This is a genomic window from Oryzihumus sp. JJN4-3R (genome assembly GCF_057747915.1).
The window spans coordinates 2,215,298-2,232,642 of record NZ_CM173229.1 but is presented as its reverse complement, the minus strand read 5'-3'; the positions used below and the strand labels follow the sequence as shown (position 1 = coordinate 2,232,642).

The 17,345-nt window shown below is 73.1% G+C and carries 20 protein-coding genes; 10 read left to right on the top strand and 10 right to left on the bottom strand.

Going from position 1 to position 17,345, the window contains the following annotated elements; translation table 11 throughout:
• Positions 1-27 precede the first annotated feature (27 nt).
• Positions 28-183 (bottom strand): hypothetical protein, encoded by a 156-nt coding sequence (locus tag AC3ANM_RS10450; protein WP_488284354.1) that lies wholly within the window; start codon positions 181-183, stop codon positions 28-30.
• A gap of 175 nt (positions 184-358) precedes the next feature.
• On the opposite strand from AC3ANM_RS10450, the gene AC3ANM_RS10445 reads away from it, so the two are divergent.
• The 7 genes from AC3ANM_RS10445 (at position 359) to AC3ANM_RS10415 (ending at position 7,062) form a co-directional block, all read left to right on the top strand.
• Complete coding sequence (locus AC3ANM_RS10445; RefSeq protein ID WP_488284353.1) at positions 359-2,020, top strand: DUF4389 domain-containing protein; 1,662 nt, start codon at positions 359-361, stop codon at positions 2,018-2,020.
• A complete protein-coding gene (locus AC3ANM_RS10440) occupies positions 2,017-2,559 on the top strand; it encodes a flavodoxin domain-containing protein (RefSeq protein ID WP_488284352.1) in 543 nt (180 codons plus the stop codon). Before AC3ANM_RS10445 ends, AC3ANM_RS10440 begins: the two co-directional genes overlap by 4 nt.
• A gap of 137 nt (positions 2,560-2,696) precedes the next feature.
• Positions 2,697-3,746, top strand: a complete 1,050-nt coding sequence (locus tag AC3ANM_RS10435) for a hypothetical protein (RefSeq protein ID WP_488284351.1) — start codon at positions 2,697-2,699, stop codon at positions 3,744-3,746.
• Between the two features lie 98 nt (positions 3,747-3,844).
• Entirely contained in the window at positions 3,845-5,518 is a 1,674-nt protein-coding gene (locus AC3ANM_RS10430; RefSeq protein ID WP_488284350.1) for an FAD-binding dehydrogenase, read from the top strand.
• The gene (locus AC3ANM_RS10425; protein ID WP_488284349.1) at positions 5,515-6,582 is read left to right on the top strand and encodes an AI-2E family transporter; all 1,068 of its coding nucleotides are present in this window, start codon (positions 5,515-5,517) and stop codon (positions 6,580-6,582) included. The genes AC3ANM_RS10430 and AC3ANM_RS10425 overlap by 4 nt, the downstream gene beginning before the upstream one ends.
• 94 nt (positions 6,583-6,676) lie before the next feature.
• The gene (locus tag AC3ANM_RS10420; RefSeq protein ID WP_488284348.1) at positions 6,677-6,886 is read left to right on the top strand and encodes a dodecin; all 210 of its coding nucleotides are present in this window, start codon (positions 6,677-6,679) and stop codon (positions 6,884-6,886) included.
• Positions 6,887-6,900: 14 nt separating this feature from the next.
• The gene (locus AC3ANM_RS10415; RefSeq protein ID WP_488284347.1) at positions 6,901-7,062 is read left to right on the top strand and encodes a hypothetical protein; all 162 of its coding nucleotides are present in this window, start codon (positions 6,901-6,903) and stop codon (positions 7,060-7,062) included.
• Here AC3ANM_RS10415 and AC3ANM_RS10410 read toward each other — a convergent pair.
• On the bottom strand, positions 7,046-8,134 hold the full coding sequence (locus AC3ANM_RS10410; protein WP_488284346.1) for an SIS domain-containing protein: 1,089 nt from the start codon (positions 8,132-8,134) through the stop codon (positions 7,046-7,048). The two genes, AC3ANM_RS10415 and AC3ANM_RS10410, sit on opposite strands and share 17 nt — an antisense overlap.
• On the bottom strand, positions 8,131-9,102 hold the full coding sequence (locus tag AC3ANM_RS10405) for an acetylxylan esterase (protein WP_488284345.1): 972 nt from the start codon (positions 9,100-9,102) through the stop codon (positions 8,131-8,133). Before AC3ANM_RS10405 ends, AC3ANM_RS10410 begins: the two co-directional genes overlap by 4 nt.
• A gap of 158 nt (positions 9,103-9,260) precedes the next feature.
• On the opposite strand from AC3ANM_RS10405, the gene AC3ANM_RS10400 reads away from it, so the two are divergent.
• Together AC3ANM_RS10400 and AC3ANM_RS10395 are read left to right on the top strand one after the other, a co-directional pair.
• Complete coding sequence (locus AC3ANM_RS10400; protein WP_488284344.1) at positions 9,261-9,860, top strand: DUF1326 domain-containing protein; 600 nt, start codon at positions 9,261-9,263, stop codon at positions 9,858-9,860.
• Positions 9,857-10,624, top strand: a complete 768-nt coding sequence (locus tag AC3ANM_RS10395) for a DUF2182 domain-containing protein (protein WP_488284343.1) — start codon at positions 9,857-9,859, stop codon at positions 10,622-10,624. Before AC3ANM_RS10400 ends, AC3ANM_RS10395 begins: the two co-directional genes overlap by 4 nt.
• A 137-nt stretch (positions 10,625-10,761) precedes the next feature.
• Here AC3ANM_RS10395 and AC3ANM_RS10390 read toward each other — a convergent pair whose 3' ends face one another.
• The gene (locus AC3ANM_RS10390; RefSeq protein ID WP_488284342.1) at positions 10,762-11,352 is read right to left on the bottom strand and encodes a bacterial proteasome activator family protein; all 591 of its coding nucleotides are present in this window, start codon (positions 11,350-11,352) and stop codon (positions 10,762-10,764) included.
• 62 nt (positions 11,353-11,414) lie between these two features.
• On the opposite strand from AC3ANM_RS10390, the gene AC3ANM_RS10385 reads away from it, so the two are divergent.
• Positions 11,415-12,401 carry a GNAT family N-acetyltransferase gene (locus tag AC3ANM_RS10385; RefSeq protein ID WP_488284341.1) on the top strand — a complete coding sequence of 329 codons (987 nt, stop codon included), beginning with the start codon at positions 11,415-11,417 and terminating at the stop codon, positions 12,399-12,401.
• A gap of 97 nt (positions 12,402-12,498) precedes the next feature.
• On the opposite strand, the gene AC3ANM_RS10380 is transcribed toward AC3ANM_RS10385, so the two are convergent.
• From AC3ANM_RS10380 to AC3ANM_RS10355, 6 genes are all read right to left on the bottom strand, one after another.
• The gene (locus AC3ANM_RS10380; protein WP_488284340.1) at positions 12,499-13,434 is read right to left on the bottom strand and encodes an acyl-ACP desaturase; all 936 of its coding nucleotides are present in this window, start codon (positions 13,432-13,434) and stop codon (positions 12,499-12,501) included.
• Between the two features lie 82 nt (positions 13,435-13,516).
• On the bottom strand, positions 13,517-14,398 hold the full coding sequence (locus tag AC3ANM_RS10375; RefSeq protein WP_488284339.1) for a GNAT family N-acetyltransferase: 882 nt from the start codon (positions 14,396-14,398) through the stop codon (positions 13,517-13,519).
• Between the two features lie 71 nt (positions 14,399-14,469).
• The gene (locus AC3ANM_RS10370; protein WP_488284338.1) at positions 14,470-14,973 is read right to left on the bottom strand and encodes a DUF6508 domain-containing protein; all 504 of its coding nucleotides are present in this window, start codon (positions 14,971-14,973) and stop codon (positions 14,470-14,472) included.
• Complete coding sequence (locus AC3ANM_RS10365; protein ID WP_488284337.1) at positions 14,970-15,947, bottom strand: NAD(P)H-quinone oxidoreductase; 978 nt, start codon at positions 15,945-15,947, stop codon at positions 14,970-14,972. The genes AC3ANM_RS10370 and AC3ANM_RS10365 overlap by 4 nt, the downstream gene beginning before the upstream one ends.
• Positions 15,944-16,525, bottom strand: a complete 582-nt coding sequence (gene mobA, locus AC3ANM_RS10360; RefSeq protein ID WP_488284336.1) for a molybdenum cofactor guanylyltransferase — start codon at positions 16,523-16,525, stop codon at positions 15,944-15,946. The genes AC3ANM_RS10365 and mobA overlap by 4 nt, the downstream gene beginning before the upstream one ends.
• A 34-nt stretch (positions 16,526-16,559) precedes the next feature.
• Complete coding sequence (locus AC3ANM_RS10355) at positions 16,560-17,231, bottom strand: M15 family metallopeptidase (RefSeq protein ID WP_488284335.1); 672 nt, start codon at positions 17,229-17,231, stop codon at positions 16,560-16,562.
• Positions 17,232-17,345 lie beyond the last annotated feature (114 nt).

Here is a 17,345-nt window from a genome sequence, read left to right as displayed (position 1 = left end):
CACGCGTGCGCCGGTGAGGCGGGCGGCCTACCAGTAGTGCTTGCGACCGCCGACGGCGCGGCCGGTCGCTCCCAGGATCCACAGGACGGCACCGACGACGATCAGGATCCCGCCGATGGTGGTGAGGATCGGGATCCCGACGAGGACGCCGATGAGCAACAGGATCAGTCCGAGAATGATCACGCGTTTCTCCTTTGGAGAGGGTGGGGGTCACAGCGTGTACCCACCTGAGGCTGTTTTCAACAGGTGAGGCTCCTGAGATGGGGCGGGGTGTGGCAGGCACAAGGTCCTGCGCCGGGGGCGGGTGCGGCCGTCACGCTGGGAAGCGGACCGCTGGTCGCTCCCCTGGAGGCTGGACATGAGCACCGCTGGCTACCCCGTACGTGTCGACGCCCGCCTCGACCCCGGCCTGAGCCGGTGGCTCTGGCTGGTGAAGTGGCTCCTGGCGATCCCGCACTACATCGTCCTGGTGTTCCTGTGGATCGCCTTCGTGGCGCTGAGCATCGTGGCGTTCTTCGCGATCCTGTTCACCGGGCACTACCCGCGGCCGATCTTCGACTTCAACGTCGGGGTGCTGCGGTGGAGCTGGCGGGTCGGCTACTACGCCTACGGGGCGCTCGGCACGGACCGCTACCCGCCGTTCACGCTGGAGGAGGTGCCGGACTACCCGGCCCACCTGGAGATCGCCTACCCGGAGCGGCTCTCCCGCGGCCTGGTGCTCATCAAGAGCTGGTTGCTGGCCCTGCCGCACTACCTGGTCGTGGCGTTCTTCGCCGGGGGGTCGCTCGCGCTGGTCTCCAGTGACGAGCGGACCCGGATCTGGTCCACGGGGCTCATCGGGCTGATGGTCCTCGTCGGGGCGGTGGTGCTGCTCGTCACCGGCGCCTACCCGCAGTCGGTGTTCGACTTCGTCCTCGGCATGAACAGGTGGGTGCTGCGCGTGGCCGCCTACGCCGCGCTGATGACCGACGACTACCCGCCGTTCCGCTTCGACGCGGGCGGGGAGGACCCCTCCGCCGCCCGGATGACCATCGGCTCACCGCCCCCGCCGGCGGGGGCGGTGAGCGGCCCGCCGCAGCCCGGCGGAGCGCCCGCTCGCGGCGGCCCGCCGGCGGCGTGGACCGCAGGGCGGGTGGTCTCCGTCGTGGCCGGCGCGATCCTGCTCGCCGGGTCCTTCGGGTTGCTCGTCGGGTCGGCGGTCCTCGGGGGGATCAACCTCAACGCCCGGGACGGGTCCGGCTTCGTCAACACGGCGTCGCGCACGTTCAGCACCTCCACCCGGGCCATCGCCAGCGACGCCGTGAGCGTCGGCGCCTCCGGCCAGGACTGGTCCGGGGTCTCGTGGGTGCTCGGTGACGCGCGCGTGCGGGTCGACGCGCTGGACCAGCGGCCGGTCTTCGTGGGCGTCGCGCGGGCCGGGGACGCCGCGGCCTACCTGTCCACCATCGACCACTCGACGGTCATCGGCTTCGACGGCGGCGCCCCGGTCTACCGGGACGTGGCCGGCAGCGGGGCGCCGACGGTGCCCCCGGGCCAGGCCGGGATCTGGGCGGCGAGCGTCACCGGCACGGGCACCCAGGTGCTCGACTGGTCGATCCAGTCCAGCGACTGGGTCGTGGTCGTGATGCACCCCGACGGGTCGCAGGGCGTCTCCGTCCGGGCCGACGCCGGTGCCACGCTGCCGTTCCTGCACTGGGCCTGGGCGGTGCCGCTCGGTCTGGGCCTGGTTCTGCTCGTCGCCGGCCTCCTCCTGATCCTCCTCGCCATCCCGCGCCGGCGGGCCCCGGCCATGGCCGGGGCGGTGACTGCGGCGCCCGCCCCGATGGGGGGCCAGCAGGACGCGCCGGTGACACCGGCCCCGGCCGGGCCGCCCCCCGCCGCCGCGCCGGCACCCCCGCCCGTACAGGCCGCGCCGCCATCGGCCACACCATCGCCCACCATGCCCCCGCAGGCCGGCCCGCCGGAGTCCGCACCTCCGCCGCCCCCACCTGCACCGGCACCACCGGAGGACATCCCGTGAGGATCCTCGTCGCCGAGGCCAGCCGGCACGGCTCCACCCTCGCGATCGCCGAGGCCGTGGCCCACGCGGTCCGCGACAGCCTGCCCGACAGCGAGGTCGAGGTCCGGGCGGTCGACGACTCCCTGGCGGTCGGTCCGTATGACGCGGTGGTGCTGGGGTCGGCGGTCTACATGGGCCGGTGGCTCGAGCCGGCCCGGCGGTTCGCCCGACGTCACGCGGGCGAGCTGCTGCACAAGCCGGTGTGGCTGTTCTCCAGCGGCCCGACCGGGGAGATGCCCAAGGAGGGTGCCGAGCCGCACGACGCGGCCGACATCGCCCAGGAGGTCGACGCCCGGGGCCACGAGGTGTTCCTCGGCCGGCTCGACCGGGAGGACCTCGGTCTGGCCGAGCGGGCCGTCGTCGGGGTCGTCCACGCGCCCTACGGCGACTTCCGCGACTGGTCGGCCGTGCAGGCGTGGGGCCGGCGCATCGCCGCCGAGCTGGTGCCGCAGAACCACCCCCCGGCAGGCACGCCGACGGATCACCCCGCGCCAGCCTGACCCGCGCGGCGGTCCGGTCACCTCCGTGGGACCACAGCCCACGGAACGGCCTGGTCCTGCGCGGGCAACGTGAGCCGTTGGCTCAGGCGCGCCGCGCGCTGGTTGGTCGGGTCGATCGTCAACAGTGAGGAATCACCATGTCCAAGCGCCACACGATGGGGCCCGTCTTCGCGGTGTCCGCTGCCGCAGTGCTGGCCGCCGGGGTGATCGCCGCCGCCCCTGCGCTCGCGCAGGGCCCGGCGGCCACGACAGTCAGCACCCTTCCCGCTGCAGCCACCACGCCATCGGTCGTCAAGGGGCTGCTGAACAGGCAGAAGCCCCCATCGGACGCCACCGTCAAGGGCTTCGTCATCGACCCCGCGTGGGCCAGCGTCCAGCCCACCGCGAATGGCCCGCTCGTGACCACGCAGATCGACAGCGAGCTCGCTCAGGCGCAGTCGAAGGGGCTGCGGGTCAAGCTCCGTGTCGAGGCCGGTCAGAACGCCCCGACGTGGGTCAAGAACCTCGCGGGGGGCCCGGTCACGATGAAGGACATCTCCGCGAGTGGCAGCACCGGCTCGTTCACGGTGCCGAGGTTCTGGACGCCCGAGGTCATGGCCGCCTATGACCAGCTGCAGGCGAAGCTGGCTGCCAAGTACGACGGCAACCCGCTCATCGGCCAGGTGACGCTCAACGGCCCCACGACCCAGTTCCCGGAGCCGTACCTGCGGAATGCGAGCAACCCGGCCAACGTCACAGCCCTGCTCAAGGCCGGCTTCACGGTGGCCAAGGACAAGGTCGCCCACGACCGCAACATGCTCGCGGGCAAGCCCTGGGCGCTGACCAGTCTCGAGGTGACGTTCAACCCGTACCAGACGGTCACCGCCACCAGGGTCTACTCCGACGTGGCCTACACGATCAGCGAGATGCAGCAGTTCCGCTCGATGTGCGGCAGCCGGGCGGTGCTGGCGAACTACTCGATCAGCAGCACGCGATCTGGTGACTACAGCACGATGTACGCCGAGCAGAAGCGGCTGGGTCGGCTCATCTCCTACCAGACCGCCATCGCAGCGAAGATCGGGAGCTGGCAGACCACGTTGGACTGGGCTGTGGCCCAGGGCGCGTCGAGCGTCGAGCTCCCGCGTGAGTACACGACGTGGAACCAGACCGTCCTGCAGTCCTACAACGCCAGGCTCATGGCCAACTGACCGGAGCCGGCCCGTCGGCGGAGCGCGCCGCGCTGACGTGTGGACGGCGTTCCGCACGGGATCCTGCGCCGAGGTGAGGGGCACGGCATACTGCGCGCATGTCTGCCGGACGTAGTGCAGGGGACGCCGACGTCGTCGTCGTGGGGGCCGGCCTGTCCGGGCTGGTGGCCACGGCCGAGCTGGTCGCGGCGGGGCGGCGGGTGGTGCTGCTCGACCAGGAGTCGGCGGAGAACCTTGGCGGGCAGGCGTTCTGGAGCTTCGGCGGCATCTTCCTCGTGGACTCCCCGGAGCAGCGCCGCATGGGCATCCGGGACTCCTTCGACCTGGCGTGGCAGGACTGGGAGGGCACGGCGGGCTTCGACCGCGAGCGGGAGGACCGCTGGCCGCGGCAGTGGGCGCGCGCCTACGTCGAGTGGGCCGCCGGGGAGAAGCGCGCCTGGCTGCACGAGCGGGGCGTGCGGTTCTTCCCCGTCGTCGGCTGGGCCGAGCGCGGTGACGGCTCCGCCACCGGCCACGGCAACTCGGTGCCGCGCTTCCACGTCACGTGGGGCACCGGGCCGGGGGTGCTCGAGCCGTTCGTGCGAGCCGTGCGCGCGGCCGCCGCCGAGGGTCGCGTGCGGCTGGGCTTCCGCCACCGCGTCGACGCGCTGACGGTCACCGACGGGGTCGTGACCGGGGTGCGCGGCAGCCGGCTCGCCCCGGCGCACGAGCGACGCGGCGCGCCGACCAACCGTGACGTGGTCGGGGACTTCGAGCTCACCGCCCAGGCGGTCATCGTCACCTCCGGCGGGATCGGCGCCAACCACGACCTCGTCCGCGCCGCGTGGCCGGCGCGGCTGGGTGAGCCCCCGCGCGAGATGGTGACCGGGGTGCCGGCCTACGTCGACGGGCGGATGATCGGCATCACCGAGGCCGCCGGCGGCCACGTCGTCAACCGCGACCGGATGTGGCACTACGTCGAGGGCCTGCAGAACTGGGACCCGATCTGGCCGGGCCACGGCATCCGGATCCTGCCCGGGCCCTCCTCGCTCTGGTTCGACGCGCTCGGCCGGCGGCTGCCCGCGCCGCTCTTCCCCGGCTTCGACACGCTCGGCACGCTGGCGCACCTGCGCGCCACCGGCCACGACCACTCGTGGTTCGTCCTGACGCAGAAGATCATCGAGAAGGAGTTCGCCCTCTCCGGCTCGGAGCAGAACCCGGACCTGACCGGACGCTCGGTGCGTCAGGTGCTGGCGCGGGCGAGGCCCGGCGCGCCGGGACCGGTGGAGGCGTTCAAGGAGCACGGCGCCGACTTCGTCGTGGCCGACACCCTGCCCGAGCTGGTCCGCGGGATGAACGCGCTGACGCCCGAGCCGCTGCTGGACCTCGCGGACCTCGAGCGGCAGATCGTGGCGCGCGACCGCCAGGTCGTCAACGACTTCGGCAAGGACGCCCAGGTCACCGCGCTGCGCGGCACGCGCGCCTACCGCGGCGACCGGCTGATCCGCACCGCGAGGCCGCACCGCATCCTCGACCCCCAGGCGGGGCCGCTGATCGCCGTCCGCCTGCACGTGCTCACCCGCAAGACCCTCGGCGGCCTCGAGACGGACCTGTCCGGACGGGTGCTCGGCCCGGACGGTGCGCCGGTCCAGGGCCTGTATGCCGCGGGCGAGGTCGCGGGGTTCGGCGGAGGCGGGATGCACGGTTACCGGGCCCTGGAGGGGACGTTCCTCGGTGGCTGCCTGTTCTCGGGGAGGGTGGCCGGTCGGGCCGCCGCGGAGGAGGTCGCATGAGCGTGCCCGCGCGGGACGACAGCGGTCGCGGCCTGCGGGTGATGGCCAACCTGGCGCTGCGGTTCCTGCTGGTGGTCACCGCCCTCTACGTGCTGCTGCTCATCCTCAACGCGGTCAGCCTGGTGACCATCACGGTCGTCGTGGCCACGCTGGTCAGCGCCCTGCTCCAGCCCGCGGTGGCGTGGCTCGTCGGGCGCGGCGTGCCCCGGCCGATGGCCGCCATCGGGGTGTTCGTCGTCGGGGTCGTCACGATCGGCCTGGCCGTCTGGTTCGCCGTCTCGCAGGTGGCCAGCAACGCCACCCTCATCGCCGACCAGCTCACCCAGGCCCTGACCAACATCCAGAACTGGCTGGTCCAGGGCCCGCTGCACCTCTCCCGCGGCCAGGTCGACCAGATCGGCACGCAGCTGCAGCAGCTCCTCACGACCAACCGGGGCAGCATCATCTCCGGCGTCTTCGCCACCGCCAGCGGTGCGCTCACCGTCATCAGCGGCGGGGTGCTGTGCCTGTTCGCGATCCTGTTCATGCTCCTGGACGACGGCCAGATCTGGCGCTGGGTGGTCAGCCTCTTCCCCGACCGGGAGGAGCCTCGGGTCGCCCACGCCGGGCAGGTCGCCTGGACCACGCTCAGCGCCTACATGCGCAGCTGTGTGGTGCTGGCGTTCATCAACGCCCTGACGATGGTGATCGTCATGCTCGTCGCCGGCATGCCGCTGGTCATCCCGCTCGGCGTGCTGCTCTTCCTCGGCTCGCTCATCCCGCTGGTCGGCATGATCGTGGCCGGGGTGGTCGTCGTCCTGGTCGCCCTGGTCACCAAGAGCCTGGCGGTCGCCATCGTCATGGCCGTGGCCCTGGTCCTGACCGTGCAGCTCGAGGGCAACCTGCTCAACCCGTGGATCATGGGCAAGGCGGTCAGCATCCACCCGCTCGCGATCCTGCTGGCCGTCACCGGCGGGGCCATCCTGGGCGGGGTGTTCGGCGCCTTCATCGCCGTGCCGCTCGTCGCCGTCCTGAACAACGTGCGCACCACGGTGCGCCGCGACGCCGCCGCCGCTCCCGGGTAGTCCACTCCGCCGTCCCCTCGACAGCACCCGCGCCGAGGAGTCGAATGGTCCCCTCGGCCGACTCGCGCCGGGGCGCCGACGAGGGGAGCAGCTCGTGTCCGGACACGTCTACCGCGTCATCGAGGTCGTGGGGTCGTCCCCCGACGGCATCGACGCCGCCATCCGCAACGGGATCCAGCGCGTCGCACGCACCACGCGCAACCTCGACTGGTTCGAGGTGACCGAGATCCGCGGCCAGCTCGGCGACGGCGACATCGCGCACGTCCAGGTCGGGCTCAAGGTCGGCTTCCGCATCGAGGACTGAGAGGAGGTGCCCCCATGACCACCGCCCCTGCCGAGCGGCCCGAGGCACCGCACGACCACGAGCTCGAGGAGCTCGAGGTCGACTCGCGGGTGCCGCCGCGTCCGGAGGAGGAGGTCGCCGACGCCGCACCGGCGCCGGGTCCACCCCCGGCCGAGGAGCTCACAGGGTCTTCGTGACCTTGGCCAGCCCGCGCGGCACGTCGGGGTCCTGACCCCGCGACACCGCGAGCTGCCGGGCCAGGTCCTGCAACGGCAGGATCTGCACGATCGGCGCCACGCGCTCGGCCATGCCCGTGGGCAGCGGCACGGTGACGGCCGGGACGGTGCCGCCCGGGACGGCGCCCGGCGGTGCCACGACGCACATGTCGGCACCGCGCTCGGCCAGCCGCTCCAGCACCGGTGCCAGGGCCCGGCCCCCCGCGCCCTCGGGGACGATGGCGATGACCGGCCGGTCGGCGTCGATCATGGCCAGCGGCCCGTGCAGCAGGTCCGCGCCCGAGAACGCGTGCGCCGACAGGTAGCAGGTCTCCATCAGCTTCAGTGCCGCCTCGCGCGCCGTGGGGTAGGCGTAGCCGCGCGAGGTCGTCACGAGCTTGTCGACGAACCGGTATCGCGCCGCGACCTCCGCGACCTGCGGCAGGTCGAGCGCGGCGTGCGCGAGCGACGGAAGGCCTTGCAGGTCAAGGGGATCGGCGTCCCGCCACGCCTCGACGACCAGCAGCAGGGTGAGCAGGCTGGCGGTGTAGGTCTTCGTCGCGGCGACGGAGCGCTCGGCCCCGGCGAGCATGTCGAGGTGGAGCTCAGCGGCCTGCGCGAGCGGGGATCCCGGGGCGTTGGTGACCGCCAGGGTGAGCGCCCCGCCGGCCCGGGCGCGCGTGGTGGACTCGACGAGGTCGGGGGAGCCGCCGGACTGGCTGACGGCCACCCAGAGCACCCCGGACAGGTCGGGCGTGGCGCCGTAGGTGGTGTACGTCGAGGTCGACACCAGTCCGGCCGGCAGGCCCAGGGTGGTCTCGATGAGGTACTTCGCGTAGAGCGCGGCGTGGTCGCTGGTGCCCCGGGCGGCGAGCAGGACGAACCGGGGGGCGTGGCGGCGGATGGCGCTCGCGGCCGCCCGCGCGGCGCCGGCGCCCTCGCGCAGGATCCGCTCGAGCACGGCGGGCTGCTCGGCCACCTCGGCGGCCATCAGCGCGCCGGCTGTGGACGCGCCGGCCACGGCAGGACCGGCCCCGGTGTCGTGGGCGCTCATCCGAGCTGCTCCCGCAGCCAGCCGATCTGGCGGGCCGCCTGCGGTGTCCCGCCGCCCTCGTGCTCGTTGTACGGGAACACGTCGATCTCCTTCGGCCCGGCGTAGTGGTTGTAGGCGGCGAACACCGTCGACGGCGGGCAGATGGGGTCCATCAGCGCCACGGAGAACAGCGCCGGGACGGTGGCATGGGCCGCCAGCGTCATCCCGTCGAAGTAGCTGATCGTGGCCAGGGCTGCGTCCGCCCGCCCGCGGTGGGTGCGCACGAAACCCAGCAGCTCGGCATACGGCCCGGCGTCGGTGACCTCGATGGCGCGGGCGACGTGGCTCAGGAAGGGGACGTCCACCATGGCGGCGGCGACCCCGTCGGCCAGGGCTGCGGCGGCGAGGCTGATCGCGCCGCCCTGGCTGCCGCCGTGCACCGCCACCCGGTTGCGGTCGATGCCGTCGAGGCGGTGCGCCACCTCGACGGCGCGGACGGCGTCGGTGAACACGCGGCGGTAGTAGTAGTCGCGGGGGTCGAGCACCCCGCGGGTCAGGAAGCCCTCCACGTGCGGGGAGTCGCTGCCGGAGGCGTCGCCGGTGGCGCCGGCCGTGGCCCCGCGGGCGCCCTGGCCGCGGGTGTCCATGACGATCGTGGCGAACCCGGCGGCCGGCCACGCCAGCCAGTCCAGCGGCTCGCCGCGCCCCTGCCCGTAGCCGAGGTAGTGCACCACCGCGGGCAGGTCGCCCTCGAGGCCGCCCGGCCGCAGCAGCCAGCCGTGCACCCGCTGTCCGCCGAAACCGTTGAAGGACAGGTCCTGGACGTGGACCAGCGGCAGGTGCAGGTCGTGCGGGCGCAGGCTCACGTCGAGCTCGTGCGAGCGCGCCTTGGCGAGCGTGGCGTCCCAGAACGCCTGGAAGTCGGCCGGCTCGGAGCGGTCCGGCCGGTAGTCGCGCAGCGCGTCGAGGGACAGGTCGAACAGAGGCATGACCCGACCCTATTGCGCCTTCTGGCGTATCCCCCCGAGGCGGCCACCGGTCGATACTGGAGGGCGGGGCAGGGGGTTGGCGAGGCGAGTGACCGCAACCGAGGCCGGCAACCGACGGCAGCGTTGAAGCGACTCACCCGCCCGCGAAGGGAGACGCCATGGCCTGGCAACTGTCTGGCACGTACTTCGAACACTGCCCCTGCGGGATGGTCTGTCCCTGCACCACGTCGGGTCTGACCGAACCCGCGGACCAGGACCGGTGCACCGTCGTGTTCGCCTTCAACGTCGAGAGCGGCGAGGTCGAGGCCGTTGATGTCGCCGGCCGGAAGGTCGTTCTCGTCGTCGATGCCCCGCGGCAGATGACCGATGGCGGGTGGAAGGTCGGCTTGTACGTCGACGAAGGCGCCACTGACGCGCAGTTCGAGGCCCTGGGTGCCGTGTTCGGGGGCCAGAAGGGCGGCATCTGGGCGACGCTGGCCCCGCTGGTGGGCGAGATGCTCGGCGCCGAGCGGGCCGCCATCGACTTCGCCGACGACGGCAGGCTGCACAGGCTCAAGGTCGGAAGCACGATCGACATGGAGATCGAGGACTGGATCGTGCCCGGCGGCGAGGAGGTCGCCAAGCTCACCGGCATGGTGTTCCCGGCGCCAACCCTGACCATCGCGAGATCGACCCGCTCGCACGTCGACGCGTTCGGCATCCACATGGACAGTCCCGGCACGAACGCGCACTCGGCGCCCTTCGCGTGGGCGGCTTGAGCGCGGATGCCTCGTCCGGCCCGGTCGCGCGCCGGGACTCCGTCATCGTCGTCGTGCTGCTGGTGGCCGCGGCAGCCTGGACACTGACGTTCGTCCTCGCTCGGGGCATGGCGGGGATGCAAGGGACGATGGGGCTGGCACTTCCGGCGTTCGTGGGAGTGTGGCTGCTCATGATGGTGGCCATGATGCTGCCTGCCGTCTCGCCCGTGGCCAGGTTGTACACCCGGACCATGCCAACACCCCGAACGGTTCGCGTCACAGTCTTCCTCTGCGGTTACCTGCTCGTCTGGGCTGCCGCAGGGCTGCCGGCGTTCGCGCTGGCCTGGGGGGCCGGCAGGCTCGCCACCAACGAGCCTGCGACAGCCCGGGTCATCGCGGTGGCGACGTTCCTCGCCGTGGCGGCCTACCAGGTGAGCCCGCTCAAGGAGGTGTGTCTACGAGCCTGTCGATCGCCGCTGGGCCTGCTGCTGCGCTACGCGTCCTTCAGCGGCCGGCTCCGGGACCTGCGCGTTGGCGCGCGCCACGGCCTGTACTGCCTGGGGTGTTGTTGGGCGCTGTTCGCGTCCCTGATCGCGCTCGGGATGATGAACGTGCTGGCCATGGTCGCGTTGGCCGGGGCAGTAACCGCCGAGAAGCTGTGGTCGCATGGCATCGGGCTCTCGCGGCTCCTGGCTCTGGTTGCCATTGGCGTCGCAGTGCTCGTCGCCCTTCACCCGGAATGGGCAACTGGCCTGTACGGCGCCCCCATGTCGGCCGGCGGGTAGGGCGAGTCCCGGGCCGCTGCTTCCTGTGAGCAGAACAAGGGGGTCGCCAGCGGGCGTCCTCCGTCGGGAAGTGTCATGCCCTTCGGGGGCTGGCTGATCGGTGCGTCAGGCGAGTGGCTGGGTCCCGTCCGGGTCGCTCAGAGGTACTGGCCGGTGGGACCCGCCTCGTCGCCATGGCGCGGCATCCCGGGCATCGGGTGGTGCTCGGCCGAGGGCGGCAGGTGGCCGGGAGGCAGGGCACGCCGCATCTCCTGCAGCTGGGCCTGCGCGGCCATCTGCTGGGCGAACAGGGCGGTCTGGATGCCGTGGAAGAGCCCCTCCAGCCAGCCGACCAGCTGGGCCTGGGCGATCCGCAGCTCGGCGTCGGAGGGCGTGGTCTCGTTGAACGGCAAGGTGATCCGCTCCAGCTCCTCGACCAGCTCGGGGGCCAGGCCCTCCTCGAGCTCGGAGAGCGACCGGCGGTGGATCTCGGCCAGCCGGGCACGGCCCGCCTCGTCCAGCGGGGCGTTGCGCACCTCCTCGAGCAGCTGCTTGATCATCGCGCCGATCCGCATCACCTTGGCCGGCTGCTCGACCAGCTCAGCCGGGCTGCGCTCCTCCTCCTCGGCGGGTGCGGACCGGTCTCCGGAGGCGACGCCCATGCCGTCCTGGGTCACGACGACCACGCGCTGGCCCGGCTCGGCGTCGGCCCGCTCGCTGTCCTGCTGGTCCTGCCACGCGTCGCTCATGAGACCCATCCTGCCTCGTCAAAACGGTTGCCGCGCCCGAGTCCCGCTGCGACCCTCGCGTCATGTCCCTCGTGATGCTCCCGCCGGCGCTGGCCGGGCGCTTCACGCTCAGCCCGGTGCTCCCGGAGGACGCCGAGGCCATCCTGGGGCTCGTCTCGGCGTGTGACCTGACGGTGCTCGGGTTCGTCGACAGCAGCCTCGAGGACGTCCAGGGCGACATCGGCCCGACGGCGACCGGTGAGACACGCTGCCAGGGCCTGGCCCGGGACCCGTCCGGGCAGGTCGTGGCCTGGTGGTGGACAGGCCCGCGCCCCGGCAGCGCCCGCCTGCCGGTGGACCTCTACGTACACCCCGGGCTGGAGGACGCCGACGGCGACGCGCTCGCGGCGCTCGGGTGGGCGCAGGTCACCGACTGGGGGCGGGAGCGGTATGCCGGGTGGTCCGGTGAGGTGCCCCTGCTGGACACCGGGTCGCTCCACGGCGACGCGGTCCACGAGCGCCGCCTGGCGGCGGCCGGGTTCGAGCGGGTGCGCACCTTCTGGCGGATGAGCGGGGACGTGCCGCCGGCGCCCGCACCCGCACCCGCACTCCCCGGACTGGTGATCCGGACGGTGCGCTGGGACGACGAGGTCGACACGCGGCTGGTGCACCGGCTCAAGGAGGAGAGCTTCGCCGGGCACTGGGGCAAGGAGCCGGAGGCCTACGAGGCCTTCATGGGCCGGTGGCGCACCAGCGCCGGCTTCGACCCGAGCCTGTGGTTCGTGGCCGAGCTGGACGGCGAGCCGGCCGCGGTGATGCTCGCCAGCCGGCGCATGGCGAACGAGGATGCGCTCTACATCCAGTCCCTCGGCACCCTGGCGCACGCCCGTGGCCGGGGCGTCGCCTCGGCGCTGTTGCAGCACGCCTACGAGGTCGCCCGGCGCGAGGGCTACGGCAAGGTCCGGCTCGGCGTGGACAGCGACAACCCGACCGGGGCGCCCTCGGTCTACCGCCGGGCGGGCCTGGAGACGATCTTCGCCATGCACGCCTGGCACAAGCCGCTCACCTGACCGGTCCGGACACGCCTCAGCCCGCGTTCCGGCCCGGCATCGGGCGCGAGACGCGGGCTGGGAGGTGCCCGGTCGTCGAGGGGACCTGGGCTGGGACTTAGCGGGGCGCCATACGGGCCTTGAGCGTCTCCCGCTTGTCCTCGAAGCGCAGGGCCTGCTTCTCCAGGCCCTCCATGTACTCGGCGAGCTCGGTGCGCGCCGCCTCGCCCTCGGCGGAGAGGCCCTCGAGCTCGAACACCTTCCAGAAGCGCAACACCGGCATGACCACGTCGTCGCGGTGCTGGCGCAGGTCGTAGATCCCGGCGACGGCCATCTCGACGGCCTTGCGCTGGAAGCCGGGGATCTCGGTGCCGGGCATCTGGAAGCCCTTCACGACCTCGAGGATCGCCTGCATGGTCTGGTCCGGCGCGATCTGCAGGGCCGAGTTGAGCAGGTTGCGGTAGAAGATCATGTGCAGGTTCTCGTCGGCGGCGATCCGGGAGAGCAGCTGCTCGGCCATCGGGTCGTCGGTGAACTTGCCGGTGTTGCGGTGCGAGACCCGCGTGGCCAGCTCCTGGAAGGAGACGTAGGCCAGGGAGTGCAGCAGCTCCCCGGAGTGGGCCGACTCGTAGCCCTGGGACATGTGCTGCATCCGGAACCGCTCCAGCGCCACCGGGTCGACGAGGCGCTTGACCAGCATGAAGTCGCGCATGGCGATGCCGTGGCGGCCCTCCTCGGCGGTCCACCGGTGGACCCAGTCGCCCCACGCGTCGTCGCGGCCGAAGATCAGCGCGATCTCGTGGTGGTAGCTCGGCAGGTTGTCCTCGGTGAGGAGGTTGACGATGAGCGCCGAGCGCGCGACGTCGGGGATGTTGGCGTCGTCGGGACTCCACGGCTCGCCGCCCATGAGCCCGTCGAAGTTGCGCCCCTCGCTCCATGGCACGTAGTCGTGCGGGAACCACTCCTTGGCGACCTTGGTGTGCCGGTTGAGCTCACCCTCGACCACCTGGTCGAGCTCGCGGAGCAGGTCGGTCTGGGACCAGACAGAGGACATGGGGTTCCTTCCAGCAGATTACTTACGCTTTCGTAGGTTACGGGAGCGTAAGTAATAGGCCAACCCCTCGGGCCGCGGCGCGTCAGGCGCTGGCGGAGAGCACCCGCCCGGGGGGCACCATGAAGGTGACCGACGTGACCGGGACGTACCCGCGGGCGCGGAAGAGCGGCATACCGGTGGGGGTCGCCAGGGCGACGCACGCCGACGCCCCGTGCCCGGCGGCCTGCTCCTCGGCGGCCCCCACCAGGGCGGAGCCCAGGTGGCGACCCCGCCAGGGGGCGCGCACGGCGACGAAGGCGACCTCCACGATGTCCGAGGACGTCATGGCTGCGGCCGCGGCGACCGGTATGCCGTGCAGCCGCCCCAGCAGCGCCGGCCCCTCGGGGTGGGTCGCCAGCCGGGTGAGGGCCGTCTCCAGGTCGGGCTCCAGGGAGAAGACCTCCAGCAGGGTGCGCGCCCAGCTAGTCGCGGAGGCCGGGGTGCGGACGGGCTCCACCCGCCAGGACGGGTCCGGCGCACCCCCCCTGGTCTGGCCGGGTGCGGGACCGGTGGCGCGCCCGGTCGGGCCCGGGGGTGCTCCCTCCGGGGGTGGCAGGTCCAGCCACATGGCGGTGGCCCGGCCCCCGACGACCAGCCCACGCCGGGAGAGCTGCTCGACCAGCACGGTGCCCCCCAGGTGCGCCCAGGCGTTGAAGCTCCAGGGCACGTCGTAGGTCGAGGCGACGGCCAGGCACGCGTCGAGGCGCCGCTCGTCGTGGAGGGTGTTGAAGCCGCGGGCGTCGTAGAGGAAGACCCCGTTCATCGACCGCAGGGGCACCCGGCTGCCGGTCAGCAGGGCTGGCCCGAGGCGGTGCACCTCACCCCCGGGGAGGCCGATGACCGTCCGGGCGTGCGTGTCCGCGAGGGCTCGGTCCAACCGTGCGGTCCGGGTCCTGTCGAGGTCGCCCGCCGGGGGGCCGGTCATGGCCTGAGGCTAGGTAAGGCATGCCCGGCACGGGTCCGTCACAGGGGTGAGCGGCGGGCGCTGCAAACGGGCTAACGGCGGATAGCCACCGGGACCAGGCCCGGGCGCTGCCGTCTGGTGCGCGCCATGGCAGGCGGCGCCGCGATGATGCCGACGAGCCGGGTCATCGTGCCGTTGTCGAAGCACCCCATCAGGAAGCCCTCCCAGTAACGGTTCTGCCGCAGGATGGTCGTCAGCATCATCCGCGCCGTGCGCTCGTCGACCCGGGCGAGGTCCTGCTCGCCGAGCCGCCGGCGCCCGTCCTGCCAGCGCATCCAGTCGAACATCGGCAGCAGCTCCGGCGTCTCGGTCAGCGCGCGGTAGACCTCGACCGCGAGCGGGCCGAGCACGGCATACGGCATCTGCACCGCACCGCGCTCGTTGGTCTCGCCGCCGGCCCACTCACCCCACGGCCCCTCATGGGCGAGCATCCGCTGGTGCAGCGCCCCCAGGCGGGCCCTGGTCTCCGGCGAGGCCGGCTCGACGGTCACCTCCTCGGCGGCTCCGGTGCCCCCGCCGGCCCTGGCGGTGCTCATGTGGTGAGCAGGACCTTGCCGATGTGGGTGCCGGCGTCGAGCTCGCGGTGCGCGTCGGGGGCCTCGGCCAGCGGGAAGGTGCGGTGCACGACCGGCTTGACCCGGCCGGCCTCGACCAGCGGCCAGACGTGCTCCCGGACGGCGGCGACGATGGCGGCCTTCTCCTCCAGGGGTCGCGCCCGCAGGCCGGTGGAGATGACCGCAGCGCGCTTGCGCATCAGCACCGACAGGTCGAGCTCGGCCCTGACGCCGCCCTGGAAGCCGATGATCACGAGTCGGCCGTTGGTGGCCAGGGCCTGGACGTTGCGGGCGAGGTACTTCGCGCCCATGTTGTCGAGGATGACGTCGGCGCCGTGCCCGGCGGTGGCCTGGTCCAGCGCCTCGACGAAGTCCTGCTCCTTGTAGTTCACGAGGATCTCGGCGCCGAGCTCGCGGCACGCCTCGAGCTTGTCCGCAGACCCGGCGGTGACCGCCACGTGGGCGCCGATCTCGCGGCCGAGCTGGACCGCCATCGTGCCGATGCCGCTGGAGCCGCCGTGCACGAGCAGGATCTGCCCGGGCAGCAGGTTGGCGGTCATGAAGACGTTGGACCACACGGTGCAGACGACCTCGGGCAGGGCGGCGGCCTCGACGAGGGAGACGCCGGCCGGCACCGGCAGGAGCTGCCCGGCCGGGACGGCCACCTTCTCGGCGTACCCGCCACCGGCGAGCAGCGCGCAGACCTGGTCTCCCACGGACCAGCCGGTGACCTCGCTGCCGACGGCGGCGATGGTGCCGCTGACCTCCAGGCCCGGGTACTCCGAGGCGCCGGGCGGCGGCGGGTAGACCCCGATCCGCTGCTGCAGGTCCGCGCGGTTGACGCCGGCCGCGGCCACGTCGACGAGGACCTCGTCGGGCTTGATGGTGGGGTCGGGGACCTCGGCGAGGACGAGCGCGTCGGGGTCGCCGGGCGTGGGGATCGTGATCGCCTTCATGCCCCGACGATATGCCGGGCCTGCTCCAGCGCCTCCGGGGTGTCCACGTCGAGGGTGGCCGGGTGCGCCAGCGGCAGGGTTGCGCTGCGCAGCCGGTCCAGCACGCCCATCAGCCGCGCCCCCGCCGGGTCCTCGGGCAGCGCCGCGCGCAGCGCGTCCGTCCGGTATGCCGTGAGCAGGGGTTGTGCGCGCCCGGCACCGTCGGAGCCGACCACCGCCTCGAGGTCGTCCTCGTCCGCCAGCGCGCCGGCCAGGTCCGCGGCGGCCGGGCCGGCGAAGGGCATGTCACCGGCGACGACGACGCAGGTCGTCGTGCCGACCTGGTCCAGGCCGGCGGCGACCGCGGCCACCGGCCCACCACCGACCGGCTGTTCACGCACCCAGGTGACGGGGCGCGTCGTCGGGCGTTCGTCGCCGACGCAGACGACCGGCCAGTGCCGGGGCAGGGCGTCGAGCAGGTGGTCCAGCACGGTCGAGCCGCCCAGCGCCTCGCGGGTCTTGTCCCGCCCGCCGAGCCGGCGGGACGTGCCGCCGCAGGTGACGAGCGCGGTGACGCCGGTCGTGAGGTCGGTGCCCATGCCCCCATCCTGTCGCGCCGGCGCAGCTCGCGGCTCAGCCGGCGGCGTCGGGCTCGAGGGCCGGGCACTTCTGGCCCACCGCCGGGGCCAGCCGCTCGAAGTGCCACCACTCGTTGACGTAGCGACGGCACAGGCCCCACCGCACGCCGTTGACCTCCAGCCAGCGCGCACCCGCACGTGGCCCGATGTCGACGGCCCTGCCCTGCACGTGGGCGGACTCGGCGGGCGGCAGCACCCAGCGGCGGGCCACGGCGGCTGAGCCGTACTGGCGGACCGCTGCGTCGAACAGGCGCTGCTGCTCGGCCCGGGTGCGGTAGCCGGAGGTGACGCTGAGGTGGATGCCCGCCGCGGCGGCGGCCTGCTCGGCCTTGGCCAGCGACCGGGCCAGCGGCGCGGTCAGGCCGGGCGCGGGGGCGACGAGCACGGGGGCCTTGGCGGACGGTGTCGTCACGGCGGGTGCCTTCACCACCGGGGCCGCGGCCGCATGGACGGGCCTGGGCGCCGCCGAGGCCACGGCGTCAGCGACACCCCCACCGGACACCGGTGCGCCGACCCGGGCGCTGACCGTGGCGGACCGGGCCGGGACGTCGGTCCGGATGACCTGGGCACCCCAGGTGACGAGCAGCAGCGCCACGGCGACGGCCACGCAGAGGTTGCGCAGCAGACCCCTGCGGATGCGCAGGGGAGCGCGGACCACGTAGGTCACGTCTCCCTGAGGGCGGATCTTCCCGTCCCACAGGACAATGGGCTCGCTGAAACGCACGGTCCTACCCCACCCCGGTGCCATCGCCCCCGCGATGGCCTTACCCCCAGAGACGCA

What these genes read in the sequence shown, in the direction of transcription:
- AC3ANM_RS10445 (WP_488284353.1), top strand. Translation starts at nt 359, where the DNA reads ATGAGCACCGCTGGCTACCCCGTACGTGTCGACGCCCGCCTCGACCCC.
- AC3ANM_RS10435 (WP_488284351.1), top strand. Translation starts at nt 2,697, where the DNA reads ATGTCCAAGCGCCACACGATGGGGCCCGTCTTCGCGGTGTCCGCTGCC.
- AC3ANM_RS10430 (WP_488284350.1), top strand. Translation starts at nt 3,845, where the DNA reads ATGTCTGCCGGACGTAGTGCAGGGGACGCCGACGTCGTCGTCGTGGGG.
- AC3ANM_RS10425 (WP_488284349.1), top strand. Translation starts at nt 5,515, where the DNA reads ATGAGCGTGCCCGCGCGGGACGACAGCGGTCGCGGCCTGCGGGTGATG.
- AC3ANM_RS10415 (WP_488284347.1), top strand. Translation starts at nt 6,901, where the DNA reads ATGACCACCGCCCCTGCCGAGCGGCCCGAGGCACCGCACGACCACGAG.
- AC3ANM_RS10410 (WP_488284346.1), bottom strand. Translation starts at nt 8,134, where the DNA reads ATGAGCGCCCACGACACCGGGGCCGGTCCTGCCGTGGCCGGCGCGTCC.
- AC3ANM_RS10405 (WP_488284345.1), bottom strand. Translation starts at nt 9,102, where the DNA reads ATGCCTCTGTTCGACCTGTCCCTCGACGCGCTGCGCGACTACCGGCCG.
- AC3ANM_RS10400 (WP_488284344.1), top strand. Translation starts at nt 9,261, where the DNA reads ATGGCCTGGCAACTGTCTGGCACGTACTTCGAACACTGCCCCTGCGGG.
- AC3ANM_RS10390 (WP_488284342.1), bottom strand. Translation starts at nt 11,352, where the DNA reads ATGAGCGACGCGTGGCAGGACCAGCAGGACAGCGAGCGGGCCGACGCC.
- AC3ANM_RS10385 (WP_488284341.1), top strand. Translation starts at nt 11,415, where the DNA reads ATGTCCCTCGTGATGCTCCCGCCGGCGCTGGCCGGGCGCTTCACGCTC.
- AC3ANM_RS10380 (WP_488284340.1), bottom strand. Translation starts at nt 13,434, where the DNA reads ATGTCCTCTGTCTGGTCCCAGACCGACCTGCTCCGCGAGCTCGACCAG.
- AC3ANM_RS10375 (WP_488284339.1), bottom strand. Translation starts at nt 14,398, where the DNA reads ATGACCGGCCCCCCGGCGGGCGACCTCGACAGGACCCGGACCGCACGG.
- AC3ANM_RS10370 (WP_488284338.1), bottom strand. Translation starts at nt 14,973, where the DNA reads ATGAGCACCGCCAGGGCCGGCGGGGGCACCGGAGCCGCCGAGGAGGTG.
- AC3ANM_RS10365 (WP_488284337.1), bottom strand. Translation starts at nt 15,947, where the DNA reads ATGAAGGCGATCACGATCCCCACGCCCGGCGACCCCGACGCGCTCGTC.
- mobA (WP_488284336.1), bottom strand. Translation starts at nt 16,525, where the DNA reads ATGGGCACCGACCTCACGACCGGCGTCACCGCGCTCGTCACCTGCGGC.